The organism is Thalassospira profundimaris WP0211 (assembly GCF_000300275.1).
GTDB lineage: Bacteria > Pseudomonadota > Alphaproteobacteria > Rhodospirillales > Thalassospiraceae > Thalassospira > Thalassospira profundimaris.
Window position 1 is genome coordinate 152,789 of sequence record NZ_AMRN01000007.1, and the last position, 17,488, is coordinate 170,276.

Sequence of the window (17,488 nt, forward strand, 5' to 3'; positions counted from 1 at the left end):
ACTCCCTAGTGGCCACCCTCGAGGTAGGCTGCGCGGACTTCCGGGTTTGCCAGAAGTTCCGCACCCGTCCCCGAGAGCGTGATATTGCCATTGACCATCACATATCCACGATGAGCCAGTTTAAGCGCATGGAATGCGTTCTGCTCAACGAGGAAGACCGTCATCTTTTTCTCGCGGTTGATCTTCTCAACCGTTTCGAAAATCTGCTTCACGATCAGTGGCGCCAGACCAAGTGACGGCTCATCAAGCAGAAGAAGACGCGGACGGCCCATCAGGGCACGGCCGATTGCCAACATCTGCTGTTCACCACCAGACATCGTACCGGCACGCTGGTTGATGCGTTCCTTCAGACGCGGGAACAGATCAAACACCATTTCGATATCCGAATTGAAATATTTCGGATCCTGGGTGATCGCGCCCATCTGAAGGTTTTCATAAACCGACATGCGCGGAAAAATACGACGCCCTTCCGGGGACTGCTGAATACCAAGCTGGCAGATCTCATGCATTGGCATGCGACTGATATCCTGGCCTTCAAACAGAATGCGTCCCTTGCTGGCCTGCGGCGAACCGCAGCAGGTCATAAGCAACGTGGTTTTGCCGGCACCGTTGGCACCGATCAGGGTGACGATTTCACCTTCATTGACTTCCATATCAATGCCCTTGAGGGCTTCGATATTGCCATAGAAGGTATGAACACCTTCGATTTTAAGCATGGACATATCGATGGACTCCCTCACTGCGCTTTCGGATCAAGATGAAGGTCGGCAGCAACTTCCGGCGGAAGCTCGTCATCCTCTTCTTCGCCAAGATAGGCGCGGATAACAGCCGGATCATTCTTGACGGCTTCTGGATTGCCATCGGCAATCTTTTTACCGTAATCAAGAACGATCACATGGTCGGAAATCTGCATGACAACGCTCATATCATGCTCGATCAGAAGGCAGCCAACGCCCTGATCATCACGGATGCTCTGCAACAGAACGTTCAGTTCCGCCGACTCACGCGGGTTAAGGCCCGCAGCCGGTTCGTCCAGACAAAGCAGTGACGGGTCGGTGCACATGGCACGTGCGATTTCCAGGCGACGCTGGGAACCATATGGCAGGTTACCGGCATTCCAGTCAGCCTGTGCATACAGACCAACCTTCTCCAGCCAGAACTCCGCCTTTTCGACCGCTTCCTTTTCCGCCTTGGCATATTTGCCAAGGTTGAACAAACCGGCAAGAGAGAACGCAGAGGCCTCCATCAGTCGGTTATGCTGGGCAACGATCAGGTTTTCCAGAACCGTCATCCCGGTAAACAGGCGGATGTTCTGGAACGTGCGGGCAACACCTTTGTTACGTGGAATGCGGAACCCTTCGGTCCGTTCCAGCAACCGCGGCCCATCTTCGGCATGAAGGGTCAGGCGACCCTCGGTCGGAACGTAGAACCCGGTCAGGCAGTTAAACACAGTGGTTTTACCTGCGCCGTTCGGGCCGATGATGGCTGTAATTTCACGCTTGTTGGCGTTGAAAGACAGATCATCAATCGCGACCAATCCGCCGAAACGCATGGTCAGATGTTCGACTTCAAGCAGTTTGTTGTCGGTCATTTAATTTCTCCGGCAACTTTTTCTTTCTGGCTCATATTGAGCAGAATGGTCGGATCACGGAAGGACAACAGACCGCGCGGACGCCAGAGCATGATGGCAACAATACCTGCCCCGAAGATCAGCATGCGATATTCGGCCAGTTCACGGAACATTTCCGGGAAACCGATCATGACAATTGCTGCCAACACGACGCCGATCTGGCTGCCCATGCCGCCCAGAACCACAATCGCAAGAATCACAGCCGATTCAAGGAAGGTGAAGCTTTCCGGGCTGATAAAGCCCTGACGGGTTGCAAAGAACGCACCGGCAAAACCACCAAACATCGCGCCGATGGCAAATGCCGACAGCTTGGTGTTGGTCGGGTTGATGCCAAGCGAACGGCAGGCGATCTCGTCTTCGCGCAACGCTTCCCAGGCACGCCCGATCGGCAATTTGCGCAGACGCAGGGTCACGAAGTTCGTCACCAGTGCCAGCACAAGGATCAGGTAGTACAGGAAGATCAGGCGATGCATGGACGAGTATTCCATGCCAAACAGCTCGTTAAAGCCAATCGTCCCTTCCGGAACACGCCGCGAAAAATCGGCCAGTCCAAAGAAGCTCGGACGTTCAATCGATGAAATTCCGTCCGGACCACCGGTAAGGTCATACCAGTTGATCAGAACAACGCGGATAATCTCACCGAACCCGAGGGTCACGATTGCAAGATAGTCACCGCGCAGACGCAGAACCGGGAAGCCAAGGATAATCCCGAAGCTTGCCGCAAAGATACCGGCCAATGGCAGGCAAAGCCAGAAGCTCAGATCGAAGTTCTGTGACAGCAATGCATAGGAGTACGCCCCGACCGCATAAAACGCCACATAGCCCAGATCCAGAAGACCCGCCAGACCAACCACAATGTTCAGGCCCCACCCCAGCATGATGTAAATCATCACAAGGGTCGCAAGGTCGATTGCGGAACGGTCTTCGCCAAAGATGAACGGGAAAATGATAAAGAAGATAATCCCGATCAGACCGATTTTCTTGGTGTTCGAACGATACGCCAACTGGATTTTGGACGACAGTTTGGCGCTTTCTTCGACATCAGCCGAGGTCTTGTCTTTCATCGTGAAATAGGCCGTGGCAAAAATGATCGCCACAAACGCGATACCAACGATGGTGCTGACGACACTTGAAAACACCATGTCGAGGAAGACCGGCGAAACCCAGCGGTCATCAAGTTCGCGGAAACGTACGAACATTTCAAAAACGGCAACGGCAGAAAGCGTAATCAGAACGGCCTGGCCGAGACGTGAAATGTTCTCGCGGCGGAAAATCAGGCCAAGACGCCCGATCACCGTAGCCCCGATTGCAATCAGGACAAGATCCCAACGCACGGCCAGTTCCAGACCGGTCGGACGGTCAACCGTCTCGACACCAAGGAGCATGACCGACATCAACAGCGCGATCACGGCAAAGAACGCAAGTTCCTTGACCACTTCCGAGCCATTGGTACGAGAAGAAGCAAATGCAGCAGACATCAGACTTTCTCCACCTCCGGCTTGCCGAGCAGACCCCACGGACGGAAGATCAGCACAAGAACCAGAATGCCAAACGTTGCGACATCCTTGTATTCAATCGTGAGATACCCCGACCAGAAGGCCTCGATCAGGCCGATCAGAAGACCACCAAGCATTGCGCCCGGCAAAGATCCGATACCGCCAAGAACGGCTGCGGTGAAGGCCTTAACACCGGCAAGGAAGCCGATATAGAAGTCGATCACGCCGTAATACAACGTCACCATCATCCCCGCGACCGATGCCAGGGCAGCACCCATGACAAACGTGGTCGAGATGGTGCGGTCAACGTTAACCCCCAGAAGGCCTGCCATTGTACGGTCCTGCTCACAGGCACGCTGTGCGCGGCCCAGGGACGTTTTGGCAATCAGCAGCGAGAAGACAACCATCAGCACAAATGTCAGAACGATAATCACGATCTGCATATAGCTAAGCTGAACGTCGAAATTCGCGCTTTCCATCAGGGTAATGCCGCCCTCAACAAGCGGCTGCATCGGTTTCACGCGCGCGCCCTGCGAAATCTGAACGAAGTTCTGCAGGAAAATGGACATGCCGATGGCAGAAATCAAAGCTGCCAGACGGAATGAGCCGCGCAGCGGCCGATATGCAACCCGTTCCACGCCCCAACCGTACACAGAGGTCAGAACCATTGAAACGAACAGCATCAAAAGAAGAGTGAGAGGTAGAATTCCACTGATACCGGCAGCCTGACAGATCAGGAAGGTAATCAGGGAATGGAACGCACCGATCATATAGATCTCACCGTGCGCAAAGTTGATCATGCCAATAATGCCATAAACCATCGTGTAACCGATGGCGATCAGACCATAAATGGCCCCCAGCGTCAGACCATTGATCAATTGTTGTAGGAAATAAGCCCAATCCATTGCACAACCTTAGATTTGGCACAGACATACAAGGACTTCGCCAGATCAGCAGAAGGTATCAATTCACACACAGATGTAATGATTGGATGAGACACTGTCTCCCCATAGCCCCTGGCAAACCCGCAAAGCCTCCGTCTTATTGTTATCGGGTAACCCCCGGTTTTAACCCTCTATGCCGGTCATTCTTTTTGCGACCATTACATAAAGAGCGCGATTAGAGCGAGGACATTAGACACACGATTTCAAACCCTGCAAGCCGCTTTGACATTTTAGTGAAAATCACCAAAACAGGATTTGAAATTGGCATAAAACACTGACTTCGAAAGTCACCTGCGCTTTATATTGTATAAATTATCCCTTTTTGAGAACGTATTCAAGTTTTTGTGCAGCAACGCGCTTCAGTTGTTCCGGATTCCGGCTGACAGGTCCGGCAACAGTCACTTCCACGCCTGTTTTGCCGTCAATGGCCGTACACCGCAGATAGGTGCCGACTTGCCGAAGCTCAAAATAAATCTCGTTCGAGGTGTTATAGCGTGAGGTCATTGATGCACTGCTGTTATCAAAAATGGACTTGTCTATTGTGCTCCCATTTTCAGACAACGCAACATATAACAAAACGGGCCCGGAAATCCGGACCCGCTCGTTTGGCGCCCCTTCTGGGTACTTCTATTTCTCGCCATCCAGCATTTTAACGATGGCCGAAAAATCCATGCCACCGTTACCGCCATTGGAATAAAGCGCATAAAGGCTTTCGGCCAACGCCCCCATCGGGGTTGTTGCGCCAGATGCCGCTGATGCCTGCTGGGCAAGTTTCAAATCTTTGAGCATCATATCCACCGCAAAGCCCGGCTGATAATCGCGGTTGGCCGGGGACGTCGGAACCGGCCCCGGGACCGGGCAATAACTTGTCAAAGCCCAGCACTGACCTGATGCCTTTGAAGACACCTCAAACAGCTTCTGGGCATCCAGGCCAAGGCGCTTTGCCAGCATGAAGGCCTCGGAAACTGCAATCATGCTGACACCAAGCACCATGTTGTTGCAGATCTTTGCCGCCTGCCCTGCACCGCTGTCACCGGCATGGATGATATTGCTGCCCATGCCCGCCAAAATGGGTTGTGCACTGGCAAAGTCCGCCTCAGATCCACCCACCATGAATGTTAGCGTACCTGCCGCCGCACCGGCCGTCCCGCCAGAGATCGGGGCATCAACAACACCAAGACCTGCCGCACGGGCCAGTTCGGCTGCCTTGCGGGCCGAGTCCACATCAATTGTCGAACTATCGATCAGAACGGTGCCCGGCTTGGCATGTGCAATGACACCGTCCGGTCCATCATAAACGCCCAGAACGTGCTTGCCCGCGGGCAATACCGTAACAACAACTTCGACATCACTGGCCGCTGCGCCCACCGATGCCGCCTTTGAGGCACCGGCCTCCACGGCCTTTGCCACCGCATCTGCCGACAGATCAAAGACCTTGACCGCATGTCCGGCCTTCACAAGGTTGGCCGCCATCGGGCCGCCCATATTGCCCAGACCGATAAAACCGATATTCGCCATTTGAAGTCTCCTCTGACACCCTATCTGGGTGTTTTGTTCTGATTTATGTTGATCTGGCAGGGTGATGTTCCCTGCCCAATAGTCTAAAGATTAAGCTCTTTGTCTTTTGGCAGTTTCTCGAAATATTCCGCCACTTCGCGTGGATCGACCTGACCGATATCGCCATGCTGCCATTTCGGCGCGTGATCCTTATCAATAATCACCGCCCGCACACCTTCAAACAGGTCCGGCTTGCATACCATGCGCTGCGATAGGCGATATTCCATGTTCAGGACCTCTGCCAGCGACATATCGCCACCCTGACGGATTTGCTCGAAACTGACGCAAAGGGATGTCGGCGACTTGCCCAGCAACGTCTCAAGCGTCTCTGTGCCAAATGCACTGGCCGCAGTCCGCAAGGCTTCAAAGATCGCCGCGACACTGTCGCCAGAAAAGCAATGATCGATCTCGCTGCGAATTTCTGAAAGTGGCGCTGAACCGAACGGTGTTTCATGCTTATTGAGGATATCCTCGACAGTCGCAAAGCCATCACCGTCCCAAGCCGCACTTGCCAGTGCATTCTTGACGGCATCCAGTTTCGCACTTTCCGCCCCATGGGTTGCAAGTCCGGCATAAAGGCAATCTGCGGCCTTGATCCGCGCTCCGGTCAAACCAAGATACATCCCGATTTTGCCAGGACACCGCGGCAGGAAGTATCCCCCGCCGACATCCGGGAAAAATCCAATGCCGGTTTCAGGCATGGCAAACAACGTGCGTTCTGTCACGACCCGGAACCGGCCATGGATTGAAACCCCGACACCACCGCCCATGGTGATCCCGTCCATTAGTGCGATATAGGGCTTTGGATAGGTCGCAATATAGTGGTTCAGGTGATATTCCCGACGATAGAACGCATCAAGCATCTCTTCGTCATCAACCTTGCGGGCATCATAAAGGCCGCGGATATCACCACCCGCGCAGAATGCCTTCTCCCCCATCCCTTCAATGATGACGACCTTGACCGATGGATCCTGTTCCCAGGATTTCAGCTGCGCCATCATCATATCGACCATCACCAGATCAAGCGCGTTTAGCGCCTTGGGACGGTTCAACAGGATACGCCCAACCGGCCCGTCCTGCGAAAACAGAACCGGTGCGTCTGCGGTTTCAGTCGGCGAATTTGAAACTGTGCTCATAACCTAGTCTTTCAGGGCTGCACGCGCGATGATCAGGCGCATGATTTCGTTGGTACCTTCAAGGATCTGGTGCACGCGCAAGTCACGCAAAAGCCGCTCGATGGGGTATTCGCGAATATAACCATATCCGCCATGAAGCTGCAGCGCTTCGTTACAGACATTAAAGCCGATATCGGTGGCAAACCGTTTGGCCATCGCACAGAACTGCGTGGCATCATCGGTCTTGTGATCGAGCTTCCATGCCCCTTTATGAAGCATCAGCCGGGCGGCTTCGAGTTCGGTCACCATATCAGCAAATTTGAACTGCAATGCCTGAAACTGATCCAGGCTTTTGCCAAACTGCTTGCGGACTTTCATGTGTTCGCGGGCATGTTCCATTGCCGCACGCGCACCACCGATCGAACAGGCCGCGATATTTAACCGCCCACCATCAAGGCCCTTCATGGCGAATTTGAAACCTTCGCCCTCGTCACCCAGACGGTTTTCGACCGGCACCTTGCAATTACTAAATATAACGGCGGCGGTCGGCTGACTGTTCCAGCCCATTTTTTCTTCAAGCTTGCCAAATGATAGCCCCTCGGCGTCTTTGGGCACGATAAACGTCGAAATGCCTTTCGGGCTGTCATCGCCGGTGCGCGCCATGACGACATAGATATCACTGCGCGATCCGCCGGAAATAAACGCCTTCTCGCCATTCAGGATATAATGATCGCCATCGCGTTCGGCCCGGCTGCGAAGCGACCCGGCATCCGATCCCGCCCCCGGTTCGGTCAGGCAATAACTTGCGAAATGTTCCATGGTGACGAGTTTGGGCAGATATTTCGCCCGCTGCGCGTCATTGCCAAACGTATCAATCATCCAGCAGGCCATATTATGGATCGAAATATAGGCAGCGGTTGACGGGCAAGCTGCGGCCAGCTCTTCGAAAATAACCGCAGCATCAAGGCGCCCAAGCCCCGTACCACCATGTTCCTCACCGGTATAGATCGCGGCAAAACCAAGTTCGGCTGCCTTGCGCAGGGTTTCTTCGGGAAATGTATGATTGGCATCCCAGTCGCCCGCATATGGCGCCATTTCATTCTGCGCGAAATCACGCGCAGCTTGGGCAAATGCCTGCTGATCTTCAGACAGGTTGAATTCCATTGGATCGCCGCCTCTTTTGATTTTCTATTTTCCCTTTACGTAAACGTGAAATCTGCTGCTTGTCAATTCATTCGGTATAATCGTACCGAATTATCACAATTCTCATCCTGAACGCCCATCACGTGCAAAGCACTCTGGCATTTCGCCAAATCTTCCTTGCGAATACAGGGCCGCTGCGCATACCCTCCTCGCCTCAGGAATCACAATAAATCAGGGAAACAGTCATCATGTCTTCGACCAAGCCGGAAACAATTGTCCTTCATGCAGGCTATCGTGCCGAACCGACAACCGGTTCTGTCGCCGTCCCGCTCTATCAAACCACCAGTTATCAGTTCCGCGACACCCAGCATGCCGCAGACCTTTTTGCGCTTAAGGAACTGGGCAACATCTATACCCGCCTGATGAACCCGACCAATGATGTGCTTGAACAGCGCGTCGCTGCCCTTGATGGCGGTGCTGCGGCGGTCGCACTGGCATCGGGCCAGGCGGCCTCGACCTTTGCGGTGCTGAACATCGCACAGGCGGGTGACAACATCGTCAGTTCCACCGATCTTTATGGTGGCACCTGGAACCTGTTTGCCAACACCTTCAAACAGATGGGCATCGAAGTCCGCTTTGCCGATCCGGCCGATCCGGAAAACTTCCGTCGCCTTGCCGATGACAAAACGCGTGCGTTCTATGCCGAAACCCTGCCCAACCCGAAACTGCAGGTCTTCCCGATCCGCGAAGTTGCCGATATCGGTGATGATCTGGGCATTCCGTTGATCGTCGATAACACTGCCGCGCCAGTGATCTGTAAACCGATCGACCACGGTGCAAGCATTGTGATGTATTCGACCACCAAATTCATTGCCGGTCATGGCACCTCGGTTGGCGGCATCGTTGTTGATTCGGGCAAGTTTGATTGGGAAAAGCATGCCAAGCGCTTCCCGCTTCTCAATGAACCGGATCCCAGCTATCACGGTGCCGTCTGGACCGAGGCCGTCAAACCGATTGGACCGGTGGCATACGCGATCAAACTGCGCTGCACGTTGCTGCGCGATGTTGGTGCGGCAGCTTCGCCGTTCAATTCCTTCCAGACCATTCAGGGCATGGAAACCTTGCCGCTTCGGATGGAACGCCATTGCGAAAATGCGCTTAAGGTTGCCGACTTCCTGGCATCCCACCCGAAGGTCACCAAGGTCATCCACCCCAGCAAACAGGATGGCGAAGCCCGCCGTCGCGCGGACAAATATCTTAAGGGTGGTTTGGGCTCTTTGATGGGCTTTGAACTGGCCGGTGGCAAAGATGTCGGCGAGAAATTCATCAACTCGCTGGAGCTGTTCTACCACGTGGCCAATATCGGTGACACGCGGTCGCTTGCCATTCACCCGGCCACCACGACTCACAGCCAGCTCTCAGAGGAAGATCGCCTGTCATCGGGTGTGACCGATGGCTATGTCCGCCTGTCAATTGGCATCGAACATATTGACGACATTCTGGCGGATTTGACACAGGCACTTGATAAAGCCTGATAAACCACCGAATGCTGCTTTGCTGCAAAACCGGTCAGATCCTCGTCTGGCCGGTTTTTCTATTGACGCTTTTGCATGTCCGGGCTAACTCATATCGGCAATACATGCACAACATGCAAAACAGGCATACAGATGTCGAGCGTTTCAAGCCGCCAGGACGAAATCCAGAAACTTCTGCGCAGCCAGGGCACCGTTCATATCCACGATCTGGCCACCCTGTTTCACGCATCCCTTGATACCATCCGCCGCGATCTGCGCCAGATGGAGGAAGAGGGTTACTTGCGCCGCATTCATGGGGGTGCCGTCCTACCCAATTTGGCACAGGAAAGTTACGCGGAACGGGCGCAGGAACTGCAACCCGAACGGACTGCGATTGCCCAAAAGGCCGCACGCGAATTGATCCCCGATGATTGCGTGGCGTTTTTCGATAGCGGTACCACCGTGTGTGAAGTTGCACGCAACCTCAAACCATCCTTTCGCGGCACGGTGATTACAGTCAATCCGATGATCGCGGTCGAACTCGCCAGTCATCCGAATGCCGAAGTCATCATGTTGGGCGGCACGCTTCGCAAAACAGATATGGTGGTGTGCGGCCCGACGACCCTTGATCAACTCAGAAACTTTAATGCCGATATCGCACTCCTTGGCACCTGCGCACTTCACCCCGAGGCAGGCCTGTCGACCAGCAGCACCGAAGAACGCGCGACCAAGGCGGCCATGATCGCCCAATCGGCCGAAGTCATTGCCATCACCACCGCCGACAAACTTGAAACCAGCCTACCGCACCGGGTCTGCGACATTGATGCGATTTCCCATCTGGTCACCGGGCGCAAACTTTCAAACGGTTATCTTGCCAATTACACCCGGCGTGGTTTGAACGTCATTCAGGCCTGATCGCCTTCCCTCGCCTTGCGGAGAAACTTGTTAAATGCAAACCCACGCCACTGCCCATAACCGGGTGCGCGCCATCTTCTTTTTACATGGCGCCGCTTTTTCAAGCTGGGTGCCGCATATCCCACTGGTGCAGGAAAGTCTTGGCCTTGGCCATGACGAACTTGGCGGCATTTTGCTGGCGGCGGCCATCGGGGTGCTTGCCGTGATGCCAATCGCCGGAAGACTGGCAGACCGGTTTGGCAGCGAACGCGTGGTGCGCTATTCGGGGCTGTTTTATTTCATCGCGGTTGGCGTGCCCGCCTTCATGCCCGATTATCTCAGCATTTCGATCGCGATGTTCGCGCTTGGCTTTTCCGGTGCCTTTCTGGATGTCGCGATGAATGCCAATGGCCTGCAGGTCGAACGTGTTAAGGGCCGCAGCATCATGTCCGGGTTACATGGTTTCTGGAGTCTCGGTGGTTTTGTCGGCGCGGGGATTGCCGCCGCATGGTTCGCCCTGCCAATTGGCAATGAATTCCATCTGCCAATCGTGCTTTCTCTTTTCCTGATCGCGCACATCATCGCACAAGCGGGACTTCTTTCGGATCACGCCGCATCAGAACATCTGTCTGGCCCAAAGGATGCCAGCCAAACAACGGTGACAAAGACCAAGGATCGCAATCTGTTCCTGATGCTGTTGCCATTCGGGGTCTGCGCCTTTATCGGCCAGTTTGGTGAAGGTGTCCTGACAGACTGGGCAACGGTGTTTATGAATTCCGAACTGTCATCGGGCCCAACCTTGGCTGCCGTCGGCTTTGCCATCTATTCCTTTGCCATGGCCGCCACGCGATTGTCCGGTGATGCACTGGTCACCCGATATGGTCGCGTGCCGGTATTGTTGACAAGTTCGGTGCTGGCATCCCTTGGCACCCTTGTTTTGACCCTGTCTCCCAATATCGTTGTCGCCTGGATCGGCTGCGGGATTGCCGGCATGGGGCTTGCGGTCATTCTGCCGCTGTTGCTTTCTGCGGCATCCCAGACAACCGGCAAAGGTGGTGGTGCGGTTGTTTCGATCATTGCCGCAACCGGCTATTCCGCGATCATGGCCGGGCCACCGGTGATCGGTGCGGTTGGTGAAGCCCTCGGACTGGTCACGGCCTTTGCCCTGACATCCGCATTCCTTGCCATGATTATCCCGGTTTACCTGTTAACCATGCGCAGGCGTTTGCAAATTGCGGCCAATGGTTGATCAACGGCGCAATCTGTCCCATAAATTGCCCAGCCTCACATTATAGAGATTAGATCATGGTCAACAAATTCGCCTATGGCACCTTCCCAAGCACCCGGCAGCGCCGCAACCGCATGACCGACTGGTCGCGCCGCATGGTCGCCGAAACGCGGTTGACCTCCCATGATCTGATCCTGCCTGTCTTTGTGATCGACGGCAAAAACGAACGCACCCCGATCCCGTCAATGCCCGGCGTTGAACGCCAGTCGGTAGATATTTTGGTGGAAACCGCCAAACATGCCGAAAAGCTTGGCATTCCGGCCCTTGCCCTGTTTCCCTATATCGATGCCAGCCTGAAAACCAAGGACGCCCGCGAAGCCTATAACCCAGACAACGTCGTATGCCGCGCGGTCAAGGCGATCAAGGATGCCTGCCCCAATCTGGGCGTCATCACCGATGTCGCGCTGGATCCTTTCAATGCCGACGGACAGGACGGCATTGTTGTCGACGGTCAGATCCTTAATGACGAAACGACCGAGGCCCTTGTGCGTCAGGCCCTTGTTCAGGCGCAGGCAGGCTGTGACGTGGTTGCACCGTCGGACATGATGGATGGTCGCATCGGTGCGATCCGCAAGATTCTTGAGGAAGCAAACCTCAAAAACGTTCAGATCATGGCCTATTCGGCAAAATACGCATCCGCTTTCTACGGCCCGTTCCGCGATGCAATCGGCTCGGCCAGTGCACTTGGCAAGGCTGACAAGAAAACCTATCAGCTTGATCCCGCCAACAGCGATGAGGCCATGCGCGAAGTCGCCTATGACCTTGATGAAGGTGCAGACTCGGTTATCGTCAAACCGGGCCTGCCCTATCTTGATGTGCTTTATCGCGTCAAACAGGAATTCGGCGTGCCGGTCTTTGCCTATCAGGTCTCGGGCGAATACGCGATGATGCGTGCGGCCGGTCAGAATGGCTGGCTTGATTATATTGGCTGTGCGATTGAAACCCTGTCCTGCTTCAAGCGTGCCGGCGCATCCGGTGTTCTGACCTATAGCGCGATTGAAGTCGCCGAGGCACTGGAAGGCTGATTTCTGCGCCGCCAAGACAAGCAATAAAAAAAGGGCCTCAATCGAGGCCCTTTTGTTTTGGGATGCGAACATCAAATCATGCGGACTTTGCCGCAATGCCATCCGCATCATCTTCAATGCCATGGCCAATCGCCCGCGCACAGAAATGCGGACGCAGGCCGGATCGGGCAAACACGCCTTCAATATCCTGCCCATCAAGGAACCCGCCCTGATGGACCAAAAGGGTTTTGATGCCTGACGCCAGTCCACCCAGCACATCGGTATGCACCGTATCGCCAACCATCAACACACGGCTGCGATCAACACCGGGATGGCGTTTCAGGACTTCCTCAAACACGTGGTGATACGGTTTGCCAACGCATTGCGGCATGACACCGGATGCATCGCCTGCCAGATGCGCGAAGTATCCCGACTCAACCGAAAGGAAATCGCCCATCGGTGCACAAATGTCGGGATTACCGACCAGAACCGGCCGCGGATTATCCTTAAGGCTCTGCTCCAGAAGGGCTTGCTGGGTATCGGTCCAACTATCAGAATCAATCAACAGGAAGCCGCCAACCGCATCATAAAGCGCAGGATCACTGCCAAGCGGCTCGACCCGGCCGGGCAGAATATCAAACGGCCAGTCGGTCGGCGCCATTGCCCCCCAATGGGAGATGTCGGCATATTCGCCCATCAGCGGGGCGACGAACTGCTGGCTGCTGATCAGGCTGTTATTGTCAAAATCAAAGCCGCGTTTGCGATGACGCGCCAGAATGGCCTCGCCGGAGCTTGAGGCATCATTGGTGACAACCGCAATCTTCTTGCCCATTTCCTGCAAGGTCGCGACCGTCTTGACCGCACCGGGAATGGCACTTTGTCCACTATTGAGCACGCCAAAGGCATCAAACACGATCAGATCAAACTGATCGGCAATCGCCAGAAGGTTATCGACGTAATCGGTTGCTGCGGGCACCGCATCGGGTGCGACCTGTGGCAGACGCGGTGCATAGCGCAAATAGGCATCCAGGGCCTGCGCAAAATCCAGTTGCAACCGATTGGCACTCATCGTCATTTCTCCCACACGAACGGCACGTTATTAAAATTCCGGCGTATTCAAACCGATTAGCGCGTTAATTACACCCAAAATTATTCGCAACACCACAAACGCGGATAATCAACCTCAAGGCATCACGCAACTTCATTACCCATGCACCATACGCATAGCAATAAAAAGCATCAAATCTGCATCAGCCATCCACTTTAGAGCAGTTAACGAGAGGTTTCAGGGATTTCTGCGCTTTTCAATCCGCAGACATGCAAAAAACGCATTGGATTATATCCGCAATCACCCTTAGATTGCCCTCACGAAATGAATAGGACGTATCGACTGATGAATGCGCCACCAAGCAGTTGATCATTCGATACATCCCATGCAAACCGACACGTCAAACCAGCTAACTATTCCTGTGCGGAATATCTCGGTGAGAACATGCCGGTTAACTGAACAGACGCCGAATAATCGGCCGGTTTGAAATAGGTGATGAAATGATCGTAACCAAGATTTTTGCTTTCCTTCGCGCTCTGCGCGTTCAGTACCAGACCCAGACTGCGCTGCGTAAGCTTGACCCGCGCGAACTGGCAGACATCGGTCTGAACCGCGACATGATCGATGATGTAGCACACCGTGTTGCTTTCGGTCGCTAAGCCACGACCGTAGCGTCCATGAGGAAGACCCCGACAGAGCATCTGTCGGGGTTTTTCTTTGTCCGGATTTTGGGATGGCCGCTAAAAGATCCGCTTTGCCTGCTTTGTCTTAGTTGGCAAACAGGGCCTTGTGCTCTTCACGCAGGACATTCTTCTGCACCTTGCCCATCGCATTACGCGGCAGTTCATCGACAAAGAACACGCGCTTGGGCACCTTGAAGTTGGCAAGCTCGGACTTGATCGCGCCAATCACGCCCTCTTCGCTTAAGCCGCCTTTTGCTTCCGGCACGATCACGGCAACAACCGCCTCGCCAAAATCGGGATGTTGAACGCCGATCACGGCACTTTCAACAACACCCTCCATTTTGTCTATCAGGGTTTCGATTTCCTTGGGATAAACGTTAAACCCGCCGGAAATGACCAGATCCTTGGCGCGCCCGACAATATGGACATATCCCTTGGCGTCGATCTTGGCGATATCACCAGTGATAAAGAACCCGTCTTTGCGGAATTCCTCGGCGGTTTTTTCGGGCATCTGCCAGTAACCGGCAAAAACGTTCGGGCCCCGTGCTTCCAGCACGCCAATCTCATCCGTACCAAGAACATTGCCGTCTTCATCACACACGCGCACTTCGACATCTGGCAGTGCCGGGCCAACGGTATGAACGATGCGCTCGCCATCGAGCGGATTGGATGTCGCCATACCCATTTCCGTCATGCCATAGCGCTCCAAAAGCGCCTTGCCTGTTCGTTCCCTGAAGGCTGTAAAGGTCTCTGGCAGAAGCGGCGCAGACCCGGAAATGAACAGACGCATGTTTGCAGTGACATCCTTGATGAAATCATCGCCCGACAACAGACGCACATAAAAAGTCGGAACCCCCATCATCACCGTACTGCGCGGCAAAAGCGCCATCACCTGGTCACGATCAAACTTCGGCAGGAAGAACATCTTCGATCCCGACAGCATCACACAATGACATGCAATGAAAAGCCCATGGGTATGGAAGATCGGCAAGGCATGAAGCAGGGTATCGTCCCCCTTAAAGCCCCAAAGCTTTTCAAGCGTTGATGCGTTCGACCACAGGTTCATCTGGGTCATCATCGCACCCTTGGGCTTGCCCGTCGTGCCCGACGTATAAAGAATGGCCGCCAATTCATCGTCTTCGCACGCAACCGGCGCAAAGTCAGAGGGTTGCGATGCCGCCCCGTCCATAAGGCTGCCCTCAGACTGCATGCCCAGTGTCAGAACATGCGCAACACCCTGCTGGTCCGCGATGGCCTTGACCTCATCTTCGCGATGGGGCTGACAAACAAAGATCACCGGCGATGCGTTATCCATGAAATAGGCAAGCTCGCCCGCCTGATAGGCGGTATTGAGCGGCAAATAAACAAGGCCCGCACGAATGCAGCCAAGATAAAGAAACAGTGCTTCGGGGGATTTATCGACCTGAACGGCAACCCTGTCGCCCTTTTTCGCACCAAGCGACGTCAGAAGACCGGCAATCTGGGCCGATGCTGTGTCGGCATCGCCATAGCTATAGGTTTTGCCATCAGGCGTCTCAATCAGAACTGATGACAGATCGGCCGGAAACCGGTCGCGTATGCGCATAAAAAGGCTGTTGGTCACTGTACTGCTTCCCCGAGAATTCGTTTTGACCGGCAGGTTTCCCCCTGCCGGTCTTTTCTGCGGGCAGCATAGTGCAATCAACCATTATAGGTAAACAAGTACCTTTTTACCGCAATGATCGATTTTGTCTGTCAATCAGACTGCTCTGGCCTTGTGACGCTAGTCCAGCGCAACCGACGGGAACTCCCCGTCAATATACGGGAACGCCTCACTGACCGTCACCTGCACCTCGGGATGGAAGCCGTTGAAATGGGTGGCCAGCGCATTGCTATACGCCCCGATGTGACCAAACTCGATCCAGTCCCCTTCGCGGATATCGGCAGGCAAGGTCACGGTCGCCGGCAAGACATCCATATTATCACAAGTAGGCCCATAGATCGTGAAATCGAGCGTTTCTTCCGGATCGAAATCACCTTCAATGCGCAACGGACGCACCGGATAACGCAATTGCCCGGTCACGGTTTCCGACAGGCTGCCGTAAACACCGTCATTGATAAACAGCGTATCTTCCTTGCGCAGGTGAACCTGCGTGATCAGGGAAATACCGCTCGATACCAGCGCCCTGCCCGGCTCGCACATAAAGGTGGTATCGGGCATATCAAGCCAGCGGATACAATCCTTGATCTCGTCCATGAACTCGTCAAGGCTGGCACCGCGCTGGTTCATATACTGGCCGGGAAAACCGCCGCCAACGTCGATATGTTTGACCTTCACGCCTGAAAAATCAACGACTTGACGGATAAGCTCAACCGCAATCCGGTATCCGGTCGGTGTCGTGCATTGTGAACCAATATGGAAGCAAAGCCCGGCATGATAGCCATATTCATCAACCTTTTTCAAAAGCTCGGCTGCCACCATCGGACGTGCACCGAACTTGGCCGAAAGGTTATAGGCCGCACCGGCTGGCGGTGTTGCAAGGCGCACATGGATCACCAGGTTCGTGTCGCCCTCGGTTTCCTCGCGGATTTTCTCAAGCTCTTCGGCGGTATCAATCACATAGTGATCAATCCCGAATACCCGATAGGCATTGCGGATGGCATCGCGGCTTTTGACCGGATGCATGAAATAGGCCTTCATCCCCGGGAATTGCCGCCGCACGATCGAGATTTCCTCAGGCGAAGCCGTGTCAAAATGACGCACCCCGCCTTCATGAAGATATCGCATGACCTCCGGATGCGGATTGCATTTCACCGCATACAGGACGTCTCCCGGGAACATTTCGACAAAGCGCTGCGCTGTTTCTCGAAGAATATTGGGTCTAAGGCAATACACCGGATAGGAAGGCTTGAGTTCCTTAACAACATCGAACGTCGTATCGAAATGACGTGGCACAATATACTCCATCGTTTACCAATATCAGGCGCCCAGACACGTACCGCCGCCGGGCTGGCCTTTGAGTTAGGGTAACAGCCCTCTTGCCGCCTGTCATGCGACTTGCTTGTGGACCACACCGATTAGCGTACTAATTGCGCTTGATATTGCATCGCCCTGTCGATAATTTGGTAAACCAATACCAAATAACCAATATCGTGCGCCCCGCGCGGTTTACCGCAGATGCACGCCAACCCA

The 17,488-nt window shown here is 54.3% G+C and carries 16 protein-coding genes; 5 read left to right on the forward strand and 11 right to left on the reverse strand.

Features of this window, described 5'->3' with window-relative positions:
- Positions 1–5: 5 nt before the first annotated feature.
- The 8 genes from TH2_RS14135 to TH2_RS14170 all read right to left on the reverse strand — a co-directional run bounded on the left by TH2_RS14135 (position 6) and on the right by TH2_RS14170 (position 7,906).
- Positions 6–716 carry an ABC transporter ATP-binding protein gene (locus tag TH2_RS14135; protein ID WP_008891115.1) on the reverse strand — a complete coding sequence of 237 codons (711 nt, stop codon included), beginning with the start codon at positions 714–716 and terminating at the stop codon, positions 6–8.
- Positions 717–736: 20 nt separating this feature from the next.
- Positions 737–1,591, reverse strand: a complete 855-nt coding sequence (locus TH2_RS14140) for an ABC transporter ATP-binding protein (RefSeq protein WP_008891116.1) — start codon at positions 1,589–1,591, stop codon at positions 737–739.
- Positions 1,588–3,108 (reverse strand): high-affinity branched-chain amino acid ABC transporter permease LivM, encoded by a 1,521-nt coding sequence (gene livM / locus TH2_RS14145; protein WP_008891117.1) that lies wholly within the window; start codon positions 3,106–3,108, stop codon positions 1,588–1,590. The genes TH2_RS14140 and livM overlap by 4 nt, the downstream gene beginning before the upstream one ends.
- Entirely contained in the window at positions 3,108–4,031 is a 924-nt protein-coding gene (locus TH2_RS14150) for an ABC transporter permease subunit (RefSeq protein ID WP_008891118.1), read from the reverse strand. Before TH2_RS14150 ends, livM begins: the two co-directional genes overlap by 1 nt.
- 351 nt (positions 4,032–4,382) lie before the next feature.
- Entirely contained in the window at positions 4,383–4,574 is a 192-nt protein-coding gene (locus tag TH2_RS14155; protein ID WP_008891119.1) for a DUF6898 family protein, read from the reverse strand.
- Between the two features lie 123 nt (positions 4,575–4,697).
- Complete coding sequence (mmsB, locus tag TH2_RS14160) at positions 4,698–5,588, reverse strand: 3-hydroxyisobutyrate dehydrogenase (protein WP_008891120.1); 891 nt, start codon at positions 5,586–5,588, stop codon at positions 4,698–4,700.
- Between the two features lie 83 nt (positions 5,589–5,671).
- Positions 5,672–6,763, reverse strand: a complete 1,092-nt coding sequence (locus TH2_RS14165; protein ID WP_008891121.1) for an enoyl-CoA hydratase/isomerase family protein — start codon at positions 6,761–6,763, stop codon at positions 5,672–5,674.
- A gap of 3 nt (positions 6,764–6,766) precedes the next feature.
- Positions 6,767–7,906, reverse strand: a complete 1,140-nt coding sequence (locus TH2_RS14170; RefSeq protein ID WP_008891122.1) for an acyl-CoA dehydrogenase family protein — start codon at positions 7,904–7,906, stop codon at positions 6,767–6,769.
- 227 nt (positions 7,907–8,133) lie between these two features.
- Here TH2_RS14170 and TH2_RS14175 point away from each other — a divergent pair, with 227 nt between their 5' ends.
- From TH2_RS14175 to hemB, 4 genes are all read left to right on the forward strand, one after another.
- Positions 8,134–9,420: an O-acetylhomoserine aminocarboxypropyltransferase/cysteine synthase family protein gene (locus TH2_RS14175; RefSeq protein WP_008891123.1), complete on the forward strand. Its 1,287-nt coding sequence runs from the start codon at positions 8,134–8,136 to the stop codon at positions 9,418–9,420.
- Positions 9,421–9,552: 132 nt separating this feature from the next.
- On the forward strand, positions 9,553–10,314 hold the full coding sequence (locus tag TH2_RS14180) for a DeoR/GlpR family DNA-binding transcription regulator (RefSeq protein ID WP_008891124.1): 762 nt from the start codon (positions 9,553–9,555) through the stop codon (positions 10,312–10,314).
- Positions 10,315–10,348: 34 nt separating this feature from the next.
- On the forward strand, positions 10,349–11,542 hold the full coding sequence (locus TH2_RS14185; RefSeq protein ID WP_008891125.1) for an MFS transporter: 1,194 nt from the start codon (positions 10,349–10,351) through the stop codon (positions 11,540–11,542).
- A 56-nt stretch (positions 11,543–11,598) separates the two neighbouring features.
- A complete protein-coding gene (hemB, locus tag TH2_RS14190) occupies positions 11,599–12,606 on the forward strand; it encodes a porphobilinogen synthase (protein WP_008891126.1) in 1,008 nt (335 codons plus the stop codon).
- Between the two features lie 76 nt (positions 12,607–12,682).
- Here hemB and TH2_RS14195 read toward each other — a convergent pair whose 3' ends face one another.
- Entirely contained in the window at positions 12,683–13,654 is a 972-nt protein-coding gene (locus tag TH2_RS14195; protein ID WP_008891127.1) for an HAD-IIA family hydrolase, read from the reverse strand.
- 479 nt (positions 13,655–14,133) lie between these two features.
- Between TH2_RS14195 and TH2_RS20790 the strand changes: the two genes are divergently transcribed.
- Positions 14,134–14,292, forward strand: coding sequence for a DUF1127 domain-containing protein (locus TH2_RS20790; protein WP_081579314.1), 159 nt, complete (start codon positions 14,134–14,136; stop codon positions 14,290–14,292).
- 109 nt (positions 14,293–14,401) lie between these two features.
- On the opposite strand, the gene TH2_RS14205 is transcribed toward TH2_RS20790, so the two are convergent.
- Together TH2_RS14205 and TH2_RS14210 are read right to left on the reverse strand one after the other, a co-directional pair.
- Complete coding sequence (locus tag TH2_RS14205) at positions 14,402–15,919, reverse strand: malonate--CoA ligase (protein ID WP_008891129.1); 1,518 nt, start codon at positions 15,917–15,919, stop codon at positions 14,402–14,404.
- A 159-nt stretch (positions 15,920–16,078) separates the two neighbouring features.
- On the reverse strand, positions 16,079–17,263 hold the full coding sequence (locus TH2_RS14210) for a type III PLP-dependent enzyme (RefSeq protein ID WP_238538707.1): 1,185 nt from the start codon (positions 17,261–17,263) through the stop codon (positions 16,079–16,081).
- Positions 17,264–17,488: the final 225 nt, after the last annotated feature.

Coding starts and splice junctions, on each gene's coding strand:
- TH2_RS14135 (WP_008891115.1), bottom strand. CDS start 716: ATGCTTAAAATCGAAGGTGTTCATACCTTCTATGGCAATATCGAAGCC.
- TH2_RS14140 (WP_008891116.1), bottom strand. CDS start 1,591: ATGACCGACAACAAACTGCTTGAAGTCGAACATCTGACCATGCGTTTC.
- livM (WP_008891117.1), bottom strand. CDS start 3,108: ATGTCTGCTGCATTTGCTTCTTCTCGTACCAATGGCTCGGAAGTGGTC.
- TH2_RS14150 (WP_008891118.1), bottom strand. CDS start 4,031: ATGGATTGGGCTTATTTCCTACAACAATTGATCAATGGTCTGACGCTG.
- TH2_RS14155 (WP_008891119.1), bottom strand. CDS start 4,574: ATGACCTCACGCTATAACACCTCGAACGAGATTTATTTTGAGCTTCGG.
- mmsB (WP_008891120.1), bottom strand. CDS start 5,588: ATGGCGAATATCGGTTTTATCGGTCTGGGCAATATGGGCGGCCCGATG.
- TH2_RS14165 (WP_008891121.1), bottom strand. CDS start 6,763: ATGAGCACAGTTTCAAATTCGCCGACTGAAACCGCAGACGCACCGGTT.
- TH2_RS14170 (WP_008891122.1), bottom strand. CDS start 7,906: ATGGAATTCAACCTGTCTGAAGATCAGCAGGCATTTGCCCAAGCTGCG.
- TH2_RS14175 (WP_008891123.1), top strand. CDS start 8,134: ATGTCTTCGACCAAGCCGGAAACAATTGTCCTTCATGCAGGCTATCGT.
- TH2_RS14180 (WP_008891124.1), top strand. CDS start 9,553: ATGTCGAGCGTTTCAAGCCGCCAGGACGAAATCCAGAAACTTCTGCGC.
- TH2_RS14185 (WP_008891125.1), top strand. CDS start 10,349: ATGCAAACCCACGCCACTGCCCATAACCGGGTGCGCGCCATCTTCTTT.
- hemB (WP_008891126.1), top strand. CDS start 11,599: ATGGTCAACAAATTCGCCTATGGCACCTTCCCAAGCACCCGGCAGCGC.
- TH2_RS14195 (WP_008891127.1), bottom strand. CDS start 13,654: ATGAGTGCCAATCGGTTGCAACTGGATTTTGCGCAGGCCCTGGATGCC.
- TH2_RS20790 (WP_081579314.1), top strand. CDS start 14,134: ATGATCGTAACCAAGATTTTTGCTTTCCTTCGCGCTCTGCGCGTTCAG.
- TH2_RS14210 (WP_238538707.1), bottom strand. CDS start 17,263: ATGGAGTATATTGTGCCACGTCATTTCGATACGACGTTCGATGTTGTT.